This window comes from Xanthomarina arctica (genome assembly GCF_014638915.1).
GTDB lineage: Bacteria > Bacteroidota > Bacteroidia > Flavobacteriales > Flavobacteriaceae > Xanthomarina > Xanthomarina arctica.
This window is the reverse complement of the sequence record NZ_BMFQ01000001.1, coordinates 543,166-564,793: the sequence shown is the minus strand read 5'-3', so window position 1 is coordinate 564,793 and position 21,628 is coordinate 543,166. Positions and strand designations below refer to the sequence as shown.

Here is a 21,628-nt window from a genome sequence, read left to right as displayed (position 1 = left end):
TTAACAAAGTTTTACTCTATTACTGGAACTTCAATAATCATATAATTATCTTGTCCTTGCCATAATTTAAAAATATAGGGACCATTACGATTTGCTGTTAAATTGAAAGAAATTTCCATCTCTTCATTTAACGATTCACAATTGTTAGTTCCCAAAGCTACATTGGCAACAATTGCTAATGTAATTTCATTGACGACTTGTTCTTTATAAATGCTATTAAAAGCATAACAGGAAGTTGGTCTAATATATGTTAAAGTAATTTCATAGGTATCACCAAAATGAAATTGATCTGGCAAATTAGTGCTTTCAATAGGTAAAAATTCATTATAGAATTGCGGTGCGCTGTCATCGCTAACACTACAAGAAAAAATGAAAAGAACCAACAAGCAGTAAGCAACAAATTTCTTCATTAAAAAATACATATTTACTCTGTAGATGCAGAAAGTATGAAAAGGTTGCGTGAGAAAATAAAAAATCCCGAAATGTTCGGGATTTTAAGGTTTATTCTTTATTAGCTTTTAGCTGATCTTTAATTTTTTTCTCCAGTTCGTCTTGAAGTTCTGGATTGTCTTTTATCAAAGCTTTAACAGCATCTCGCCCTTGGCCTAATTTGGTTTCGCCATAACTAAACCAGGAACCACTTTTTTTAATGATTTCAAATTCGACGGCTATATCTAAAATCTCTCCAACTTTAGAAATACCTTCTCCATACATAATATCAAATTCTGCCATTTTAAATGGTGGAGCTACTTTGTTTTTAACAACTTTTACTCTGGTTTTGTTACCAGTAACATTACCATCAGTTTCTTTAATTTGTGTAGATCGTCTAATATCTAAACGTACAGAGGCATAAAATTTCAATGCGTTTCCACCAGTAGTAGTTTCTGGGTTTCCAAACATCACTCCAATTTTTTCACGTAATTGGTTAATAAAAATAACCGTACAATTGGTTTTGCTAATTGAAGCTGTTAGTTTTCTTAAAGCTTGAGACATTAAACGTGCATGAAGTCCCATTTTGGAATCTCCCATTTCACCTTCAATTTCACTTTTTGGTGTTAAAGCGGCAACAGAGTCAATTACTACAATATCGATGGCGCCAGAGCGAATTAAATTATCTGCAATTTCTAAGGCTTGTTCCCCGTTATCTGGTTGTGAAATAATTAAATTATCAATATCAACACCTAAGTTTTTTGCGTATGTTCTATCGAAAGCATGTTCTGCGTCAATAAATGCGGCAATACCACCAGCTTTTTGAGCTTCGGCAATAGCATGTAATGTTAAGGTTGTTTTTCCTGAAGATTCTGGTCCATAAATTTCTATTACACGACCTCTTGGATAACCTCCAACGCCTAAAGCAATATCCAATCCTAAAGATCCAGATGAAATAGCTTCAATATCTACAACAGCTTGATCGCTCATTTTCATTACTGTACCTTTTCCGTACGCCTTATCTAATTTATCTAAAGTAAGTTTTAGTGCCTTTAATTTTGCTTCTTTCTCGTTGCTCATTTCTCTATAATTTTATCTTGTAAAAGTGATGCTAAAATACTACTTCTTTTTTCACTTTACAATTTTATCACGCAACCTTTTCATACTTTCTGCATCTACTATATAAAGTGGGAAAATTTTAACTGTGAAAAAGAAAAAGAATCGCTCACTTAAACAAATGATTAGTTCAAACTAAAAGTGTAGAGACTATGAAATTTTTTAAAAAATGTATTTACTCAAAAGGTGTTTCAGTTGCTATATTTATAAATAGCAACTGTAAAGCCGATGGAGGTTAACTCGTAGTAATGTTTTTTCGATTTAGAAAATAAATTAAAAAATATTAATAACGAGTTAGTCTACTTAAAGCACTTTATAAAAAGTTTATAAAGTGCTTTTTGGTTTGTACAAATTCGTAAACTCGCAAAAAATAGTACCTTTGCCTCTAATTACTTTAAAATAATCTTTAACCTTAAAAAATTAGTATAGCATGCAACTGTACAATACCTTAAGCGCTAAAGAAAGAGCAGAACTTATTGAGCAAGCTGGAAAAGAACGCTTAACTATCTCTTTCTACAAATACGCGAAAATTGAAAACCCTGAAATTTTTAGAGATCACCTTTTCCTGTCTTGGGATAAATTGGATGTTTTAGGAAGAATTTATGTCGCTCACGAAGGCATAAACGCACAACTTTCTGTGCCAGCAGATAACTTTAATCTGTTTAAAGATCATTTGGATACCATTTCGTTTTTAGAGAATGTGCGATTGAATATTGCCATTGAACACGATAATTTTTCATTTTTAAAATTAAAAGTGAAAGTGCGTGATAAAATTGTGGCTGACGGTTTGAATGATGATACGTTTGATGTGACCAACAAAGGCATTCACGTGGAAGCCGAACAATTCAACCAGCTTATTGACGATCCAAATGTGGTTTTGGTAGATATGAGAAATCATTATGAAAGTGAGATAGGTCATTTTAAAAATGCTGTAACGCCAGATGTAGATACTTTTCGTGAATCCTTAGATATTATTGAATCCGATTTAAAAGAGCATAAAGAAGATAAAAAACTAGTCATGTATTGTACTGGCGGCATCCGTTGCGAAAAAGCAAGTGCTTATTACAAACACAAAGGGTTTAAAAATGTGTATCAACTAGAAGGTGGCATTATCAATTATGTGAGACAAGTTGAAGCCCAAGGTTTAGAAAATAAATTTATTGGGAAGAATTTTGTCTTCGATGAACGTCGTTCTGAAAGAATTTCAGACGATGTTATTGCCCATTGTCATCAATGTGGCGAACCTGCCGATTTACATACCAACTGCGCCAACGAAGCTTGTCATTTATTATTCATTCAATGTGAATCTTGTAAAGAAAAAATGGAGAATTGTTGTTCAACGCCTTGTCAGGAAATAATCCATTTATCTTTCGAGGAACAAAAGGCATTGAGAAAAGGTCAAGGTAATAGCAACGATATCTTTAAAAAAGGACGCGCAGATCATTTACCTCACAAAAAAGATTTAAGAAACATATTTGAAGTTTTTAAAAAAACAGAATAAATGAATATTTACAAACTGTTACAACTCAATAGAAAAATTAAAAGTCATAGAATTAAATTTCTAGGTCTCTATTTGTTGCATAAGTTTGACCAACGTTATTTGGCTGTCAATCTAGATCCCGTTATGGCTTGTAATTTGCGCTGTAAAATGTGTTATTTCACAGATGCCGATTTTGTTAAAACCCTAAAAGGTCAATTTAAAGAGGATCAATTAAATCAGGTAGCTAAAACTATTTTTAAACGGGCTTTAAAACTTCAAATTGGTTGTGGAACAGAGCCAACTTTATATAAAGACTTAGTGAAAGTTGTCGCATTAGGAAAAACCTACAAGGTGCCATACATTTCCATTACAACCAATGCCAATTTATTGGATGAAGAAAAAATTGAAGCACTTTTAAAAGCGGGATTAAACGAGTTTACCATTTCTCTTCACGGCGTAAATAAGGAGAGTTATGAAAACTTCATGAAAAAAGCGAGTTATGAAAAGTTTCATAATGCTTTTAAAGCGTTTGAAAAATTAAAAAAGCAATACGATTTTAAAGTTCGAATTAATTATACTTTCAACAAAGATAATTTTTACGAATTAGCAGATTTTTTCAAGCATTTTAATGGAAAAAGCTTCGATATCCTTCAAATTCGTCCCATTCAAAAAATTGGAAACACAGAATACAACGATTTCGATTTGGATAGTATTCGTGACGATTACCCGCAATTGATTCAGGATATTAGAACCCAATGTAAAGAAAATCATATTACATTATTGGCGCCAAAGACCATTCCTAAAAATCAAAGCGCTAATGCTTCCAGTTTAATTTTCGATTACACGTTTTGTTACGTGTCTCCACAAAAATTTTGGAAGGATGGTTTCGATTGGAACAACGAAAGTTTCAACGCCTATTCCGATAAAATTGGTTGGAGCAAAATGCTATGGTCTAACGTTTTTAAATCTGAAAAAGAATTAAAATCTTTAGCAAATAGGCTTAATTACGAGATTGAATTCAATTAAAAAAGGGCTATTTTAAAGTCCGTAAATAATATTACCTTTACAAATCAAAGTATTTACTTTGGTGCGTAATTTTTACAAAGGTAGAAATTGCTCAAAAAATAATAGTTTTTATTAATTTTCTTCTGAAAACTAAGGCTTTCAGAATCTATATATACATAAATCATATGAGTTGTAACACTTGCTCCACAAGCAAAGATGGTCAACCAAAAGGTTGCAAAAATAACGGCACATGCGGTACAGATAGTTGTAATAAACTAACTGTTTTCGATTGGCTAGCAAACATGACGCTCCCAAATGGTCAAGCTCCTTTCAATTGGGTAGAAGTACGTTTTAAAAACGGAAGAAAGCATTATTATAAAAATACAGAGAATTTAACTTTAAGCATTGGAGATATTGTAGCAACTCAAGCACAATTTGGTCACGATGTTGGTATGGTTACGCTTACAGGAGAACTTGTAAGAATCCAGATGAAACGTAAGAAAGTTTCAGAAACGGATGAAGAAATCTTAAAAATATATAGAAAAGCATCACAAAAAGACATTGATATCTGGTCTGAATATAGAGACAAAGAAGAACCAATGAAAGTGAAAGCTCGTCAATATGCCATTGAAATTAAACTTCAAATGAAGATTTCGGATATTGAATTTCAAGGAGATGGAAGCAAGGCTACATTTTACTATACAGCCGAAGATCGTGTAGATTTTAGAGAACTCATCAAATTGTTTGCCAGAGAATTTAAAACTAGAATTGAGATGAAACAAGTAGGTTTTCGTCAGGAAGCATCAAGACTTGGTGGTATTGGTTCTTGTGGTAGGGAATTGTGCTGTTCTACGTGGTTAACAGATTTCCGTTCAGTAAGTACCTCAGCTGCCCGTTACCAACAATTATCCTTAAATCCACAAAAATTAGCTGGACAATGTGGGAAATTAAAATGCTGTTTAAATTACGAATTGGATACCTATTTGGATGCCTTAAAAGATTTTCCTAGAACAGAAGCGAAACTTATTACAGATAAAGGAACTGCTGTTTGTCAGAAAACAGATATTTTTAAAGGTCACATGTGGTACGCTTATGAAGGCGAATGGAGCAATTGGCATGTAATTACAACAGCTCAAGCGAAAGAAATTTTAGAAAAAAATAAAAATAATGAAAAGGTAGCTAGCCTAGAAGAATATGCTACAGATTTAATTATAGATACTAAAAGCGAATTTGAAAACGTTGTAGGACAAGATAGTTTAACACGATTTGATACGAAGAACACAAATAAAAAAGGAAAAAGTAATAACAAGAATAAAAAACGAAGAAAACCCCAAAACAAAAATAATAATGCGAAATAGTGTTTTATTGGTTCTTTTGGCGCTTCTTATCGTGTCTTGCGACTCTAAAAGCGTGTTCGATTCCTATAAATCTGTGTCAGACAAATGGCATAAAGATTCTATAATTAGTTTTAAAATACAGCCGCCAGATACTTTAAATACGTATAACTTATATGTTAATTTAAGAAACAATAACGAATACAAATACAACAACCTTTTTTTAATTGTAGAAATGCAATTTCCACACGGAAAAACTTTAAAAGATACTTTAGAGTATAAAATGACATATCCTAATGGTGAATTTTTAGGCACAGGATTTGCAGATGTTAAAGAAAACAAATTGTGGTATAAAGAAGGTGTCATTTTTAATGAATCTGGAGATTATACGGTAAACATTCAACAAGCTATGAGAGAAAATGGGAAGGTGAATGGTGTCGTTAATTTAGAAGGGATTACAGATATTGGATTTAGAATAGAAAAACCAGCTGCGAAATAAGTTTATGGCTAAAGTACAAAAGAAAAAAACAGAGAAGAATCAAGGTTATTCAAGCTACGTTAGATGGTTTTGGAAATTATTTATAGCAGGCCTTTTATTTGTTGTTATGCTATTTTTATCAGCATCTTGGGGTCTTTTTGGGGAGCTTCCGGATTATACCATTTTAGAAAATCCTAAAACAAATCTTGCTACAGAAATTATTTCTTCGGATGGAAAAACCTTAGGAAAATTTTATTTTAACGACAATAGAACGCCAGTTGGTTATAACGATTTACCACAGCATTTAGTAGATGCTTTAATAGCTACCGAAGATGCCCGTTATTACGAGCATTCTGGGATAGATGCAAGAGGTACTTTAAGAGCTATTGTCTATTTAGGAAAAAACGGAGGAGCTAGTACGATTTCTCAGCAGGTAGCACGTCAATTATTTGTAGGTGTGCGTTCCAAAGGCTTGGATAAATACACGCAAAAATTAAAAGAGTGGATTATTTCCATCAAGCTAGAGCGTCAATATACCAAAGACGAAATTATTGCCATGTATTTTAATATCTACGATTTTGGTAATAATGCAGATGGAATCCGTTCGGCATCCAGTATTTATTTCGATAAAGAACCAAGCGAGTTAGATATTAAAGAATCGGCCATGTTGGTAGGTATGTTTAAGAATTCCTCACTTTATAACCCTAGAGACCATAGAAATCCTGTCGGAACTAGAAACAGACGAAATGTGGTCTTATCTCAGATGGAGAAATACGATTATATTTCTGAAAATGTGATGGACTCCCTTCAAAAAACAGATTTAGATTTGCATTATTCCCCGCAATCACATCGTGATGGAATAGCCACCTATTTTAGAGCTTATTTAGATGGATTTATGAAAGATTGGATAAAAAACAATCCGAAACCAGATGGCGAAAAGTACAATTTGTATGGAGATGGGTTGAAAGTCTACACAACTATAGATTCGCGAATGCAGAAATATGCCGAAGTTGCTGTTACACAACACATGACTAAGCTTCAGGCAGAATTTGACAATCAGAATACACCAGATAGAAATCCAACAGCACCATTTTTAGAGCTAAATCAGTCAGAAATTGATGGCTTAATGAATCGCTCTATGAAACAAAGTGAGCGTTGGAGACATATGAAATACGATTTAAAAATAGACGAGGATGAAATTATTGCGTCTTTCGATAAACCCACTCAAATGAGCATTTTTTCATGGGGAGGTGATATTGATACCATTATGAAGCCAATGGATTCTATGCGTTATTACAAGTCGTTTTTACATACAGGTATGATGTCCATAGCTCCACAAACAGGACATGTAAAAGCTTGGGTTGGAGGTATTAATTACAAGCATTTTCAATACGATCACGTAAAACAAGGACGCAGACAAGTAGGTTCTACTTTTAAACCTTTTGTTTATGCAACTGCAATAGACCAGTTACATTTATCGCCTTGCGATGAGTTACCGGATACGCAAATTACTATTGAAGCTGGTAAATATGGAAATCCGGATCCTTGGACACCAAAAAATGATGGTAATAAATATGGTGGTAATAGAACTTTAAAAGATGCATTAGCAAATTCTGTTAATACTATTACTGCTAGATTAATGGATAAAGTTGGACCACAACCTGTAGTGGATTTAGCTAGAAAATTAGGTATTGAAGCAGATATACCTGTGGTGCCTTCAATTGCTCTAGGAACACCAGATTTAAGTGTTTATGAAATGGTTGCCGCTTATGCTACGTTTGCCAATAAAGGGGTTTATACTAAACCTGTTATGGTAACACATATAGAAGATAAAAATGGAACAATTTTATATCAATTCACACCAGAGACAAGAGATGTATTAAGTGAAGAAGTGGCTTATGTAACAGTTAAACTTATGGAGGGTGTTACACAATCAGGTTCTGGAGCTCGTTTAAGGGGAAGTGGACGTGAAAAATATCGAGCAGATTATAGAGAGGTAATAACAGGTTATCCATACGAATTTACAAATGCAATAGCAGGAAAAACAGGAACCACTCAAAACCAAAGTGATGGTTGGTTTATGGGAATGGTACCAAATTTAGTAACGGGAGTTTGGGTAGGAGCTGAAGATAGAGCTGCGCATTTTAGAACCATTACTTACGGACAGGGAGCTGCTATGGCTTTACCTATCTGGGGAGTTTATATGAAGAGCTGTTATGAAGATAAAGACTTAGATATTTCTACAGCAGATTTTGAAAGACCTTTAGAACTTTCTATAGAAGTAGATTGCACGAATTACGATCCAGATAATAATTCAAATTCAGGCATCCCAGAGGGTGAAGTTCCTGATGAATTGGATTTCTAAAACATCAGATAATACAATCATAATATTAAGCCATTCTTTTAAGAATGGCTTTTTTTTATTTATTCTCCAAAATTTAATTGCTAATCCTAGCTTGTATATCCAGAACTTGGCGATTTGTAAATGTCATTCCGAGCTTGTCGAGGAATCTATTATATAATCCCATTATTTTTGGTGTTTTACGGAAAAACCGTAACCAAAAAACACGGATTTGATTGTATTTCGATGAAATGCATAATTTTCTTAAAAATTCGGGATAGAATTTTTATTTTAATTTTTTAGGTTTGAATATTAAAAATAAGGACATTAATTTTATATAGAAAAATGAAAAACAGAATAAACACACCATTAATTTGTCTTCTCATGTTAATAGGGATATTATTTATTAGTTGCGATAAAAATGATGACGAACCATCAGATTGTGGTTGTAACTCTGAAACGAATTATACAATTACTGAAACAGATAGTTTGATAGGTAAAATTTATTATAGGTCACAAAACAGTACTTACAATAACCTTTATTCGATAATATATAAAGAAGTACAATATTCTAATTCTTCTACTTTTATGATTGTTTGTAATGAAGACTTTTTAAACAATGAATTTGAAGACATAAAGAATTCTGGAGAAAGCGTAGAGGTCAAATTTTCTGGTGATCTCAAATCAATTTGCGAAAAGCCAAATGGACCTGCAGATATCTCTTATTATAGAATAATACTAACCTCCATAGAAAGATTATGAAAAAATTAATTTGCCTTTTTGTTATAAGCTTGCTAATAGTTTCATGTAATTCGGATGATGAAAAGGATAACAATACTTCAGCAAATCACCATGCAATAATTATACAGAATATTGTCGAATTCCGAGTGTCATCGAATACAAATATTGATTTATTAAACCCAGATAATACAAATGCCTTTTTTTTAGAGGATATAAAATTATATTATGAACAAAATGGTGTCCTAAAAGAAATAAATAATCCAATATTTGGTCAGTACCTTACCCTAGTTTCTCCCGTAGAATCTGGTGAGGAATATTATTATATAGCTGTAGAACTCAATACTTCAAATCTAGAAAATGCAATAACTTATATAGAGTGGAACAGTACAGATACAGATACTATTACAGCGAATTATCGGTCAGGTCAGAATTTCACTTTTTTAACCAAGGCTTGGTACAATGGTGAATTAATTTTTGATGAAGACAATATTCCTGAAGCATTACCTGAGATTATTAAATAAGATCATCATTAAATACACATATTAAATTTGCCATTCTTTTTAGAATGGCTTTTTTATTTCGTATTTTTCCACTACAAAATAATAGTAACATGATTAATAAAAAAGTGGCCAATGTTCATGAAGCCCTTCAAGGTGTTTCAGATAATATGACCTTTATGCTCGGTGGTTTCGGACTTTGTGGCATTCCAGAAAACAGCATCAACGAGCTTGTAAAATTAAACCTTAAGGGTCTGACTTGTATTTCAAATAATGCAGGAGTGGACGATTTCGGTCTAGGTTTACTACTTCATAAAAAGCAAATCAAAAAAATGGTGTCGTCTTATGTTGGCGAAAATGACGAATTTGAACGTCAGATGCTTTCCGGAGAATTAGATGTAGAACTAATTCCTCAAGGCACTTTAGCAGAACGATGTCGTGCCGCACAAGCTGGTTTTCCTGCTATTTATACACCAGCAGGTTACGGAACTGAAGTTGCTGAAGGCAAAGAAACCAGAGAATTTGATGGTAAAATGTATGTTTTGGAACATGCCTTTAAAGCCGATTTTGCTTTTGTAAAAGCTTGGAAAGGAGATGCTGCTGGAAATTTAATTTTTAAAGGCACAGCCAGAAATTTTAATCCTGTCATGTGTGGTGCAGCAAAGATTACCGTTGCTGAGGTGGAGGAGTTGGTTCCTGTTGGAACTTTAGATCCGAATCAAATTCATATTCCAGGCATTTTTGTACAACGTATTTTTCAAGGAGAAACTTATGAGAAGCGGATTGAACAACGTACAGTTAGGCAAAGAAGTACTTAAAGTTATAAGTATTTAAAGTGCCTAGAGTTAACAGTTTTAAATTAAAATTATATGTCACACTGAGAGTGGTCATCGAGCGTAGTCGAGATGCAGTCGAAGTGTCTGATCAAAATAAAGAATATTATGGCTTTAGATAAAATAGGAATCGCAAAACGCATCGCAAAAGAAGTACAAGATGGCTATTATGTCAACTTAGGAATCGGTATTCCAACCTTAGTAGCAAATTATGTTAGAGACGATATAGAAGTAGAGTTTCAAAGTGAAAATGGCGTGCTTGGCATGGGTCCATTTCCGTTTGATGGCGAAGAAGATGCAGATATTATAAACGCAGGAAAACAAACCATTACAACGCTTCCTGGAGCTAGTTTTTTCGACTCTGCCATGAGTTTTTCTATGATTCGAGGAAAACATGTGGACTTAACCATTTTAGGAGCTATGGAAGTCTCTGAAAATGGAGACATTGCTAACTGGAAAATTCCAGGAAAAATGGTAAAAGGTATGGGTGGTGCTATGGATTTAGTAGCAAGTGCCGAAAACATTATTGTTGCCATGATGCATACCAACAAAGCTGGAGAATCTAAAATACTTAAAAGATGTAGCTTGCCCTTAACAGGAGTTGGTTGTGTAAAAAAAATTGTCACCAATCTGGCTGTGCTTGAAGTAACAGACAAAGGTTTTAAACTTTTAGAACGCGCTCCAGGGATTTCAGTAGAAGATATTAAAAAAGCGACTGAAGGCACTTTAATTATTGAAGGAGATATCCCTGAAATGAGTATTTAAAACGAATTCCATTTGACCTTAATATAAAATAGAAACGACAAATAAAATGAACCTTTAAAAATTAATATTATTGAAACAAAATATTAATTAGTGAATTCAATTTGTCCAAAGCTTGAAATAGAAAAAACTATTAATTACTACCTAGAGAAACAATCAGACCTAATTGTATTTGGGTCTGATTTACTTTGTTAAAATAGTCTTCCCAGTTTTTATTGGTGCGTACGTTAAACCAAATATTATTGTAATTAATACCTGTATATAGTGATAAATTCGGAATTATTTTAACAGTAACATTCAGTCCTGCATAAAAATTCATTCCGTAGAAACTATTTGCATTTGCACCTGCATATTGTTGTTGAATTTTAGTTGCTCCTATTCCAAGATAGGGCTCCAGAGACGCATACTTTAAAATATCCCATTGATACTGGAATTTTCCAAAGGTTGCTAAATAAGTTGTATTGTTGATATTTCCTATGGTGGCTGGATTAGTCACATTGTAATCGGTAAATTCCCATCCAAGACCAAATTTAAAATCATGAAATTTGATAAAGTTTATTTGAAATCCAACTCCAACAAAATCTGCGTCATGGCCATCGGCTAAAAAATTATCTCCACTATTGATGTGATGGTTTACATAGAAATAAAATTGAGGTTTAAAAGAAAGGGTTTCTTCGCTTTCTGTCTTATCTGTTTCTTGGGAAAATAGCAAACCAGGCACACCCATTACAAGTAATAATAGTATCTTTTTCATTCTTAATAGTTTAAGGTGTATGGCGTAACATTATCAGATTCCACAACGATAGATTCACTGAATGACTCTGTTTGACCTGTAATAACGTTAGATACCTCATAATATAAATTCAAGGTTTGATTTTTAGCTACGTCTCTATAATAAGTATCGTAATTGTAATAATAAGGGTAGTCGTTTTCAAAGGAATTTACCCAAACTATTTGATCTGCCATGATTCCAGTTACCTCAATAAAAGAGATACTATTTTCAGCAGTTACATGGTTTAAGGTAATTTGTAATTGCGAAATATCGTCACCTTTAATTAGAGTGACTTCTCCAAGATTTAGTTTATAATTTATAAAGTCAGATTGCCAAATGTTTACATATTCTTTTTGGCTATAAACGGATCCTCCTTTTATTTTAAGGGCGAACTCATTTTCATTAATTGGTTCTGGAATAATTAGTGTAAAATTACCGTCTGCATTTGTAGTTGTAAATCCTATGAGATCCGAATCGTTAGAATTGTAAATCCATGCCTCAACAGCATTATTATCTATGGGATTGCCATCTCTATCGTTTACCTGTCCTTCAAATACGAATCGCGTAGAAACATCATATTGAATTTGACAACTATAAAAAAGACCCAATATAAAAATGAGGCTAAGTTTTTTCATATTCTTTTTTTGATAAATATAGAAAAATTTTCACATCTACAAAACATAAAATTGTAGGAATATTCATAATAAATATTCTTAAATGTTAAATTTTAATGTATTTCATCGATTTATAATGTATTTTAGCTGAACAACTCAAAAATAGTTTCATATTAGCAGAACCAAATCGAATGAACCTAATGAACCAAGTTCTTTAAAATATGGAATTTATAATTTGCCCCAAATCTATTATAAATTTGTACTGAAAAGAATAAAACCCCAAATCTACCAAAAACCCTACTTATTATGAATTTTGCCTCAAATCTACCTGAACAACCTACAAATTACGAGAGCAAGCTTTATTCAGGTTTGCAAAACACTAAAAACTTTATTAAAAGTTTGATGTATTTAACTAAAAAAGTATTCATGCTATAACCCTTTTGGGATGGCATGAATTAATTTTTTGGTATAGTCTTTCTTCGCATTGGTATAGATAACATCTGCATCATCCATTTCCTCAATATCTCCTTGATTCATTACAATTAACTGATCAGACATATATTTTACAACGGCTAAATCGTGTGAAATAAAAATATAAGTAAATCCAAAATTGGCTTTTAAGTCGTTCAGTAAATTCAATACTTGTGCCTGAACTGAAATATCCAAAGCAGAAACCGATTCGTCACAAATAATCAATTTTGGGTCTAAAGAAATAGCTCTAGCAATTCCAATTCGTTGTCTCTGTCCGCCAGAAAATTCATGCGGATATCTATTAAAAAACGTGTCGTCTAAACCTACTTTCAAGAGCAAATCTAAAACCATTTCTTTTCTTTCTTTTTCAGATTTTCCTATGCCATGAACTTTCATAGGTTCCATTATCGCTTTCCCAACAGGAATGCGCGGATTTAAAGATGCATACGGATCTTGAAAGATAATTTGAATGTCTTTTCTTAACGTTCTAACCTCTTTTTTAGATAGTTTGGTAATATCTATTCCTTTGTATAAAATGGATCCAGAAGTGGCTTCGTCTAATAGTAAAATAGCATTTGCAAGCGTAGATTTTCCACAGCCAGATTCGCCTACCAATCCCAGCGTTTCACCTTCGTATAATTTAAAACTTACTTTATTTACCGCTTTAAAAATATCTGGTTTTGAAAACCAACCAGATTTAGAGATGTATGTTTTTTCCAGATTAATAACTTCCAATAAAGGTGCTTTTGAATAAATGTTATCGTGGTAAGCTTTTCTGTCTTCACTTGAAACAATAGATCTATCCGTTGTTTCATTCATGAAATCTTTAATTGTTGGAAGTCTTTTTAATCTAACATTTAAAGAAGGTTTAGAGTTTATTAGTGCTTTGGTATAAATATGTTCTGGGTTTTTAAAAACCTGTTGCACCAAACCTTGTTCCACAATTTTTCCTTGATACATGACTAAAATTCTGTCTGAAATTTCAGAAACCAAAGACAAATCATGAGAAATGAAAATAATGCTCATATTCTCTTCAGCTTGTAGTTGTTTTAAGAGCAGGATAATTTCTTTTTGAACCGTAACATCAAGAGCTGTTGTAGGTTCATCAGCAATTAAAATTTTTGGCTTACAAGCTATGGCCATTGCAATCATGACGCGCTGTTTTTGTCCTCCAGAAATTTCGTGTGGATATGCTCCAAATACACGATTGGGATCTGGAAGTTTTACTTTTTCAAAAAGTGCTAAGGTTTCAGCTTTAGCTTCATTTTTTGAAAGTTCTGTATGCTGTAATAATATTTCCTGAACTTGCTTGCCACAAGTCATGGATGGGTTTAAAGAACTCATGGGTTCTTGAAAAATCATAGCAATCTCATTTCCTCTTATTTTTTGAAATGTTTTAATAGGAATTTTAGTTAAATCTAAATCATCAAAAACAATACTTCCTGTAGTAATTTTTGAAACATTTTTAGGAAGTAACCCTAGAATTGCCAGAGAGGATACTGATTTCCCCGAACCAGATTCTCCAACAATACCTAAAATCTCGTTTGTGTTTAAATGAAAGGAGATATCATGGATGATTTCCTTCTCTATTTTATTGGAATAGAAAGAGATGCTGAGGTTGTTAATTGATAATAAAGGAGTAGTCATATTAAAGATAAAAGTAGTTAATATATTCGAAAAAATTACGGTTTTCCCATCGTCTGTTTACGGGATTCCCGTAAATCTTTACAGATTTCTTGATTTTAAACGAAAAGCCTTGTATTAAATTAACATATTAACAAAAAAAGTATACATTTATGATAATATTAACAAATTTTCCCACAAAAACTTACACAAAAATGAAAAAAACTATCTCAGTACTGATGATGTGTTTTCTGTTTTCTGGAGCTCTTTTTGCTCAAGATATGGAAAAAGCGTCTGAAGTGCTAAAATCAGAAAAAGACCAAAACGGAAATCCTTCGTTTGTGGTCTTTAAAAAAGACAACACCTACAATCTTCAAAATTCAAATCAGATATTTCAAGATGTTTTAACTAAAGATTCACGAAATAGCTTTCAGTTATTAGAATCTACAAATGATCAAATTGGGTTTAATCATCAAAAATACCAACAATATTTTAATGGCATAAAGGTAGAATTTGCTACTTATACGTTACATGGTCAAAATGGAAAACTTAGCTCAATGAGTGGCGAATTTTATGATGTTAAAGAAGCAGCAACTCCTAGGCTTAGTAAAGAACAAGGCTTAAATAGAGCGATGCAACATCTTGGTGCTTCTAGTTACTTATGGGAAGATGAAGCAGCTAGTAAAGAGTTGGGCTACGAAAAACCTGAAGGAGAACTGGTTTTATTACCAATGCTGGATGTGGCACCTAATGCTAGGTCTGAAGACAAAATGAAATTAGCTTACAAATATGAAATATTTACAATAGTTCCGCTTGGGGGAGCTGATGTTTACGTGGATGCTAATTCTGGAAATGTCTTATTTTATAATAATAGAGTAAAGCATTTTGACAATTTTGGTCATGATGGAAGGGAATCAAAAACGATTAACAACACGCCTTTTATTGGACCGTTGGAAGTTAGTGAAGAAGATGTATTTGTTGCCGGAACTGCTGCAACTAGATATAGTGGATCACAATCTATTGAAACTACCAATACAGGTTCAAACTATACCTTGAATGATGCCTCTAGAAAAGTATATACAAGAAATGCTAATAATTTAGCACCAGTTGGAAATTCTCTCCCTTATATCACCAATTATTCTCAGTTTACTGATAATGACAACAATTGGACTTCAGCAGAATATAACAACTCCAACAAAGACAATGCGGCTTTAGACGCGCATTGGGGAGCCATGAAAACCTACGATTATTGGAGTCAAGTACATGGTAGATCTAGTTACGACAATAATGGGGCACAATTAAGAAGTTATGTCCATGTTGATAATAATTATGATAATGCTTTTTGGTTTCTAAATGTCATGTCTTATGGAGATGGAAGCTCTAATGGAAACGAAGGAAATGGATATTTTGATGCCTTAACATCTATTGATGTAGCTGCCCACGAAATTGGTCATGCCGTTACAGAATATACTGCAGATCTAGCTTACCAAAGAGAATCTGGAGGCATGAATGAAGGGTTCTCTGATATTTGGGGAGCAGCAATCGAACACTTTGCAAAAGGAAATGGTAATGACGCGGCACCAAGTTCAGATATCTGGCAAATTGGTGATGAAATAGACCGTAGAAGTGGTTCTGCGGCCTTGCGTTCTATGAGTGATCCTAAATCTTTAGGACAACCAGATACTTACGGAGGAACTTACTGGCAAAATCCAAATTGTGGTACACCAACAGATAGCAATGATTATTGTGGAGTTCACACCAATTCAGGTGTATTAAACCACTGGTTTTATTTATTAACAGCTGGAGGTTCTGGAACTAACGATGTAAGCGATAACTATAATGTTTCTGGAATAGGAATTTCAAAAGCATCCAATATCTCCTATAGATTAGTAAGTGTTTATTTATCCGGAAATTCAACTTATGCGAATGCAAGAACTTATGGAATTCAATCTGCAGTAGATTTATATGGTGCAGGTTCAACAGAAGTAATTGCTACAACGAATGCTTTTTATGCCGTTGGTGTAGGTAGCGAGTATGTTCAAACTTGTAGTTTAGCAGCACCTTCAAATCTTGCTGGTTCAAGTATAAACGACAATGGTTTTACCTTAGGTTGGAATTCGGTTTCTGGAGCAGCTTCTTATACTGTAACGGTTAATGGCTCTTCAAATAATACGTCAGGCACTTCTTATGTAGTTTCTGGTTTAAACCCAGGAACAGCTTATTCAAGTTCCGTAGTTGCTAATTGTTCTTCAGGAGGAAGTGGCGCAACTTCAACCACAAGTATTACAACCACAGGAACAGCACCAATAAATTACTGTGCTTCTAATGGCAATAGTGTTTCAGATGAATATATAGGAAAAGTTCAGTTAGGAACTATTAATAATACCACTGGAGGTTCTGCAGGAGGTTATGCTAATTACACGTCTATTTCAACTAATTTAACTAAAGGAAATTCAGCAACCATTACCATTACTCCAACTTGGACTGGAACATCTTATAATGAAGGCTACTCTGTATGGATAGATTATAATAAAGATGGAGACTTTAGTGATTCAGGAGAACAGGTTTGGACCAAAGCGGCTTCCAAAACAACTCCAGTAAGCGGTTCGTTTACGGTTCCAGTAAACGCAGTAAACGGAGCAACTAGAATGAGAGTATCTATGAAATATAATGGGATTCCAACGTCTTGCGAATCTTTCTCTTATGGTGAAGTAGAAGATTATACGGTGAACCTTATTACTGGAACATCAGATACAACGGCACCGACAATCACCTTAACAGGAGCCTCTACAATCAATTTAGAAGTTGGAGATACTTATAATGAGTTAGGTGCAACAGCAACAGATAACATAGATGGTAATTTAACTTCAAGTATAGTTATTACTGGAACGGTTAATACAGCTTCGGCAGGAACTTATACAAAGAATTACAACGTAAGTGATGCTGCTGGCAATAGCGCAACTCAACGTACTAGAACTATTATTGTGAAAGTACCTGCAGATACCACAGCACCAGTTATTACTTTAACTGGCTCGGCCGTAATTAATTTACAAGTTGGAGATGCTTATACTGAATTAGGTGCCACAGCAACAGATAATGTGGATGGTAATTTAACTTCGAGTATTGTTATTTCAGGAATTGTAAATACAGCTTCAGCAGGAACTTATACAAAAAATTACAATGTAAGTGATACTGCAGGTAATGCCGCAACGCAACGTTCTAGAACGATTATTGTAACTCAACCTTCTACAGGCGGATGCACAGGAGGCATTTCTTCTTTCCCGTATTCTGAAAGTTTTGAAAACACCTTAGGAGCTTGGTCTCAAGGTTCTGGTGATGATTTCAATTGGACTATAAAATCTGGAAGTACACCATCAAGTAGTACGGGACCTTCAAGTGCTTCGGCTGGTTCGTATTATGTGTTTATGGAATCGTCTTCCCCAAATTATTCAACTAAAAGAGCAATTTTAAATTCTCCTTGTTTTGATTTAAGTACAGCTTCTCAAGCAACATTTGAATTTAAATATCATATGTATGGAACAACAGCCATGGGAAGTTTGGCTTTAGAAGTTAGTGTTAATAACGGTTCAACTTGGACAAGTGTCTGGAGTAAATCTGGAAATCAAGGCAATGCTTGGGCAACTGGCTCAGTAAATTTAGCGTCTTATGTTGGTTCTACTGTTCAATTGCGTTTTAATGGCCTTACTGGAACTACTTGGCAAGGAGATATGGCTGTAGATGCTGTAAGCTTATCAACTGGAGGTGGAACTGGAACAACATGTTCTAATGTAGCACTTTCTATTACTTTTGATAATTACCCTGAAGAAACGGCTTGGAGTCTTAAAAACGCATCGGGAACAACAGTTGCTTCTGGTGGAACCTATGGGTCTCAAGCCGATGGTTCTACTTTAAACATTAATGTAGGATGTTTGGATAATGGGTGTTATGACTTTGTTATTACAGATGTTTATGGCGATGGTATTTGCTGTTCTTATGGGAATGGATCATACACTCTAACAAATTCTGATTCTGGAGCAATTTTGGTTTCTGGAGCATCGTTTACAAGCTCTCAAACAACTAATTTCTGTTTAGGAAGTTCTGGCGTATATCAAGGTATAAATTCTGGAACAGTTGCAGAGAACCCGAATCAACGCTTTAAAGTGTATCCAAATCCAGTTAATCAAACCCTAAATATTGATTTAGCAGGTTTTGAAGCTCAAACTTTTGAAGTTAAAAACATGCTTGGACAAACCGTCTTAAAAGGCCGTTATTCCTCTACAATCGATGTTTCTAAGTTTGAAGCTGGTGTTTACATGTTACAATTAAACATTGGAGAGAAAACAAAAGTTACAAGATTTATTAAGAGATAATTTTTTCAAATAATTAATATTAAACAAAAAGTCCAGCGTGAAAACTCTGGACTTTTTTATGTTTTGTTTTTTTGGAACTAGGTGAAGGATGAACGGTTAAAACAACTTGAATTTAGGAATAAATTCAGCTATTTTTCAGATGCAGATAATTGTATCAAATTAATACACGCTTCATAAGTTTCCTCAAAAGGAATACCGTCTTCCGGATGATATTCGCTTAATTTAATATAGATATCCTTTCTTACATCTTGACATTTATTCAAATAAAAATCATGTCCGTCATGCTTTCCAAACTCTCTATATGAAATCAATTCTTGTAAGGGATAAACAATAAGATGATCTACTTTGTCCTTTAATTCCACGTCGTTACAGTCATCACAGATCGGCTGATATTGGTCTAATTCGCCAATATATTTATCTAATAATTTATCTGTATAAAGATGCGAAGCTTCGTGATAAATTCTCGCTTTAAGATTATTGTCTAATTCTAAAATAGTGTTTTGGGCGGTTGGCTCATTCGGATCATCACATATGTTGGCAACAATAACCGCTCTTTTCTTCGGATTGTATTTATCATAATAGGATACCGCTTTGTTGTTTGCATTGTTAGTGAGTTCTACAATTACAATAAGTTCCATACCATTTTCTTCCCCTTGATAAAAATTTGTAATTGTATTAAACAACTGTTCTTTATCCAGTTGCATTTGAACATTTTCAACTGCCTTTTCGTAATACGCTTTGCTGTTATTGTAGAAAGATTTAAAATCAGTTTTAGTATAAAAGTCAATTAAAAGTGGTCTCATGGAGTCCATATCTTGTTTTGAAACACCATAAATGGGAAATTCTTTAGAATATATGGTATCCATTTCAAAATTTTCTAAAGTGTCGTACATCAAGCCTATAGTAGGAAAATCTATTCCCATGGTTTCATGGTCGTAGATATATTTAAGTAGCGCATGATTCTTAAAAGGCTCGAAATACGAATTGATTTGGGTTAAGTACTCCGTTTTGCAAGGCGCTATGTCTGCAGGTAAGTCCTCCTGAACTGCTAAATTGAAAATGGTTCTAAAGAATTCCGTGCGCTCATCTACTTTAAATATAATTTTGTTCTGTTCGTGATTAGGTGAATTTTGAGTTCCAAGAGTGTTTTTATCCTTACAAGAGAAAACTGTTATAATAAGAAGTATAGGAATGTAGACTAGAGATTTATACATGGTTTGATTTTACCTTTAAAGATTACTCTTTTTTAAGATTGTTACAGTTTTAACTTAGTTCTTAGAAACTGTTTGTTGTTTCTTAATATGATCCAACATGACCTTAGCATTTGTGTTTTGGGGATTTAGTTCTAAAGATTTCAAATAGTTTTCTTTGGAAAGCTCTAACTGATTGTTTGACAAATAACTTTCAGCCAAACTATCAAATGCATTCGAAGATTTTGAATATAATTCTGTGTTTAGTTTGAAAATTTCTATGGCAATATTAATCTGGTCGTTTCGAAAATAGGTATAAGCAAGTCTATTTAAACTGTTTTCATCAATATTGTAATTATTTGAATTATTGCTAACCTCATTTTTAATTTCGGTAGTTGCAGTTATGATATCGGTTGCTCTATACGCCATCACTATTTTGTTAGTAATTGGAATCTTAGGAACCGTATACTGCGTTTTTTCTAGGATAAGGTCTATGGATGTAGTCAATTCCTCCATTGCAAGTCTACCGCCTTGATTTGTCAAAAATATATAGTCGTACCCATCTGTTAAATTTTTCTTTATCAAAGAACGATAGCTTTCTACCGATCCATCATGCTGAACGTACTTTTTTCCATTTGCTACGTATGGCATCCACCCAAAACCGTAACCATATTCTTGATTATTCATGGAAATGGATATAGGCCCTTCATTTAATTTTCCATTCTTAAAGGCCTCATCAAGTGTTTTTGATGAGACTAATTTGTTTGTATTTATTGCTCTATTCCATTTTTCTAAATCGTTTAATGTTGAATAAATTCCACCTGGTCCCATTACGGAAGATTTGTAATCAATTTTTTCCCCAATAAGATTATAGCCAATTACCTTGTTCGGAATTTGATCCACTACAGCCTTCGTAGCTGTGGTGTTTTTCATTTCCAAAGGTTCAAAGATTTGTTGATTCCAGAATTGATCAATTGAGTTACCTGAAAGTTTTTCAATTAGTAAGGCGAGCATTACATATCCTGAATTACTGTAGCGAAAGGTTTCGCCATTTTTCAATTCTAGAGAATCTTGTTTCATTAAAACTTCTAATACATCTTGGTTATTTGGGTTGGTTAACTGATAATATTCTCTATCCGTGAGCCCGGACGTATGGTTTAATAATTGTCTTATGGTTATGCTGTTTAGATACTCTGGATAATTTGGAAAAAAGTTTTTGATTTTATCATCAAAAGATAACTTGCCTTCTTCTTTTAAAATCATAATTCCCATAGCGGTAAATTGCTTAGAAACGGATGCTATGTAAAACACGGATTCTGGGGTTATTTTTTCTTTTGTTTTTTCGTTGGCATAACCAAATGCTTTTTTGTAGATAATTGAGTCATTTTTTGTAACCAAAACAGCTCCGTTAAACATCCCATTCGAGTGACTAAAATTGAATAATGAATCCAGTTGTTGAATTTGAATATTTCTTTTGTCCAGTTGAATTTTTGATTTATCTGAACAAGAATTCAAAAAAAGAAGTACAAGTAGTAAACTCCAAAATTGATGTTTCATTTAATATGGTTTTGC

17 protein-coding genes are annotated in these 21,628 nt (G+C 33.5%); 10 read left to right on the top strand and 7 right to left on the bottom strand.

Annotation, left to right across the window (positions count from 1 at the left end; translation table 11 throughout):
• Positions 1-11: 11 nt before the first annotated feature.
• Together IEV77_RS02440 and recA are read right to left on the bottom strand one after the other, a co-directional pair.
• The gene (locus IEV77_RS02440; protein WP_229736560.1) at positions 12-410 is read right to left on the bottom strand and encodes a hypothetical protein; all 399 of its coding nucleotides are present in this window, start codon (positions 408-410) and stop codon (positions 12-14) included.
• 91 nt (positions 411-501) lie between these two features.
• On the bottom strand, positions 502-1,509 hold the full coding sequence (recA, locus tag IEV77_RS02435; RefSeq protein ID WP_188461496.1) for a recombinase RecA: 1,008 nt from the start codon (positions 1,507-1,509) through the stop codon (positions 502-504).
• Between the two features lie 466 nt (positions 1,510-1,975).
• On the opposite strand from recA, the gene trhO reads away from it, so the two are divergent.
• From trhO to IEV77_RS02390, 9 genes are all read left to right on the top strand, one after another.
• Positions 1,976-3,046, top strand: coding sequence for an oxygen-dependent tRNA uridine(34) hydroxylase TrhO (gene trhO, locus IEV77_RS02430; RefSeq protein ID WP_188461494.1), 1,071 nt, complete (start codon positions 1,976-1,978; stop codon positions 3,044-3,046).
• Positions 3,047-4,051 carry a radical SAM protein gene (locus tag IEV77_RS02425; RefSeq protein WP_188461492.1) on the top strand — a complete coding sequence of 335 codons (1,005 nt, stop codon included), beginning with the start codon at positions 3,047-3,049 and terminating at the stop codon, positions 4,049-4,051.
• Positions 4,052-4,215: 164 nt separating this feature from the next.
• Complete coding sequence (locus tag IEV77_RS02420) at positions 4,216-5,388, top strand: PSP1 domain-containing protein (RefSeq protein ID WP_188461490.1); 1,173 nt, start codon at positions 4,216-4,218, stop codon at positions 5,386-5,388.
• Positions 5,378-5,863, top strand: a complete 486-nt coding sequence (locus IEV77_RS02415; RefSeq protein WP_188461488.1) for a gliding motility lipoprotein GldH — start codon at positions 5,378-5,380, stop codon at positions 5,861-5,863. The genes IEV77_RS02420 and IEV77_RS02415 overlap by 11 nt, the downstream gene beginning before the upstream one ends.
• A 4-nt stretch (positions 5,864-5,867) precedes the next feature.
• A complete protein-coding gene (locus tag IEV77_RS02410) occupies positions 5,868-8,207 on the top strand; it encodes a penicillin-binding protein 1A (RefSeq protein WP_188461486.1) in 2,340 nt (779 codons plus the stop codon).
• A gap of 321 nt (positions 8,208-8,528) precedes the next feature.
• A complete protein-coding gene (locus tag IEV77_RS02405) occupies positions 8,529-8,945 on the top strand; it encodes a hypothetical protein (RefSeq protein ID WP_188461484.1) in 417 nt (138 codons plus the stop codon).
• 29 nt (positions 8,946-8,974) lie between these two features.
• Positions 8,975-9,445 (top strand): hypothetical protein, encoded by a 471-nt coding sequence (locus IEV77_RS02400; RefSeq protein WP_188461482.1) that lies wholly within the window; start codon positions 8,975-8,977, stop codon positions 9,443-9,445.
• An 89-nt stretch (positions 9,446-9,534) separates the two neighbouring features.
• Positions 9,535-10,239, top strand: a complete 705-nt coding sequence (locus IEV77_RS02395) for a CoA transferase subunit A (RefSeq protein ID WP_188461480.1) — start codon at positions 9,535-9,537, stop codon at positions 10,237-10,239.
• 123 nt (positions 10,240-10,362) lie between these two features.
• Complete coding sequence (locus IEV77_RS02390; protein WP_188461478.1) at positions 10,363-11,019, top strand: CoA transferase subunit B; 657 nt, start codon at positions 10,363-10,365, stop codon at positions 11,017-11,019.
• Positions 11,020-11,149: 130 nt separating this feature from the next.
• Here the strand turns inward: IEV77_RS02390 and IEV77_RS02385 are convergent, their stop codons facing one another.
• The 3 genes from IEV77_RS02385 to IEV77_RS02375 all read right to left on the bottom strand — a co-directional run bounded on the left by IEV77_RS02385 (position 11,150) and on the right by IEV77_RS02375 (position 14,520).
• Positions 11,150-11,770, bottom strand: coding sequence for a hypothetical protein (locus tag IEV77_RS02385; RefSeq protein WP_188461476.1), 621 nt, complete (start codon positions 11,768-11,770; stop codon positions 11,150-11,152).
• 2 nt (positions 11,771-11,772) lie between these two features.
• A complete protein-coding gene (locus tag IEV77_RS02380; protein ID WP_188461474.1) occupies positions 11,773-12,423 on the bottom strand; it encodes a hypothetical protein in 651 nt (216 codons plus the stop codon).
• A gap of 408 nt (positions 12,424-12,831) precedes the next feature.
• Complete coding sequence (locus IEV77_RS02375; RefSeq protein WP_188461472.1) at positions 12,832-14,520, bottom strand: ABC transporter ATP-binding protein; 1,689 nt, start codon at positions 14,518-14,520, stop codon at positions 12,832-12,834.
• A 191-nt stretch (positions 14,521-14,711) separates the two neighbouring features.
• Between IEV77_RS02375 and IEV77_RS02370 the strand changes: the two genes are divergently transcribed.
• Positions 14,712-18,866, top strand: coding sequence for a M4 family metallopeptidase (locus IEV77_RS02370; RefSeq protein WP_188461470.1), 4,155 nt, complete (start codon positions 14,712-14,714; stop codon positions 18,864-18,866).
• Between the two features lie 128 nt (positions 18,867-18,994).
• Here the strand turns inward: IEV77_RS02370 and IEV77_RS02365 are convergent, their stop codons facing one another.
• Entirely contained in the window at positions 18,995-20,080 is a 1,086-nt protein-coding gene (locus IEV77_RS02365) for a DUF4932 domain-containing protein (protein ID WP_188461468.1), read from the bottom strand.
• 54 nt (positions 20,081-20,134) lie between these two features.
• Entirely contained in the window at positions 20,135-21,613 is a 1,479-nt protein-coding gene (locus IEV77_RS02360; RefSeq protein ID WP_188461466.1) for a serine hydrolase, read from the bottom strand.
• Positions 21,614-21,628: the final 15 nt, after the last annotated feature.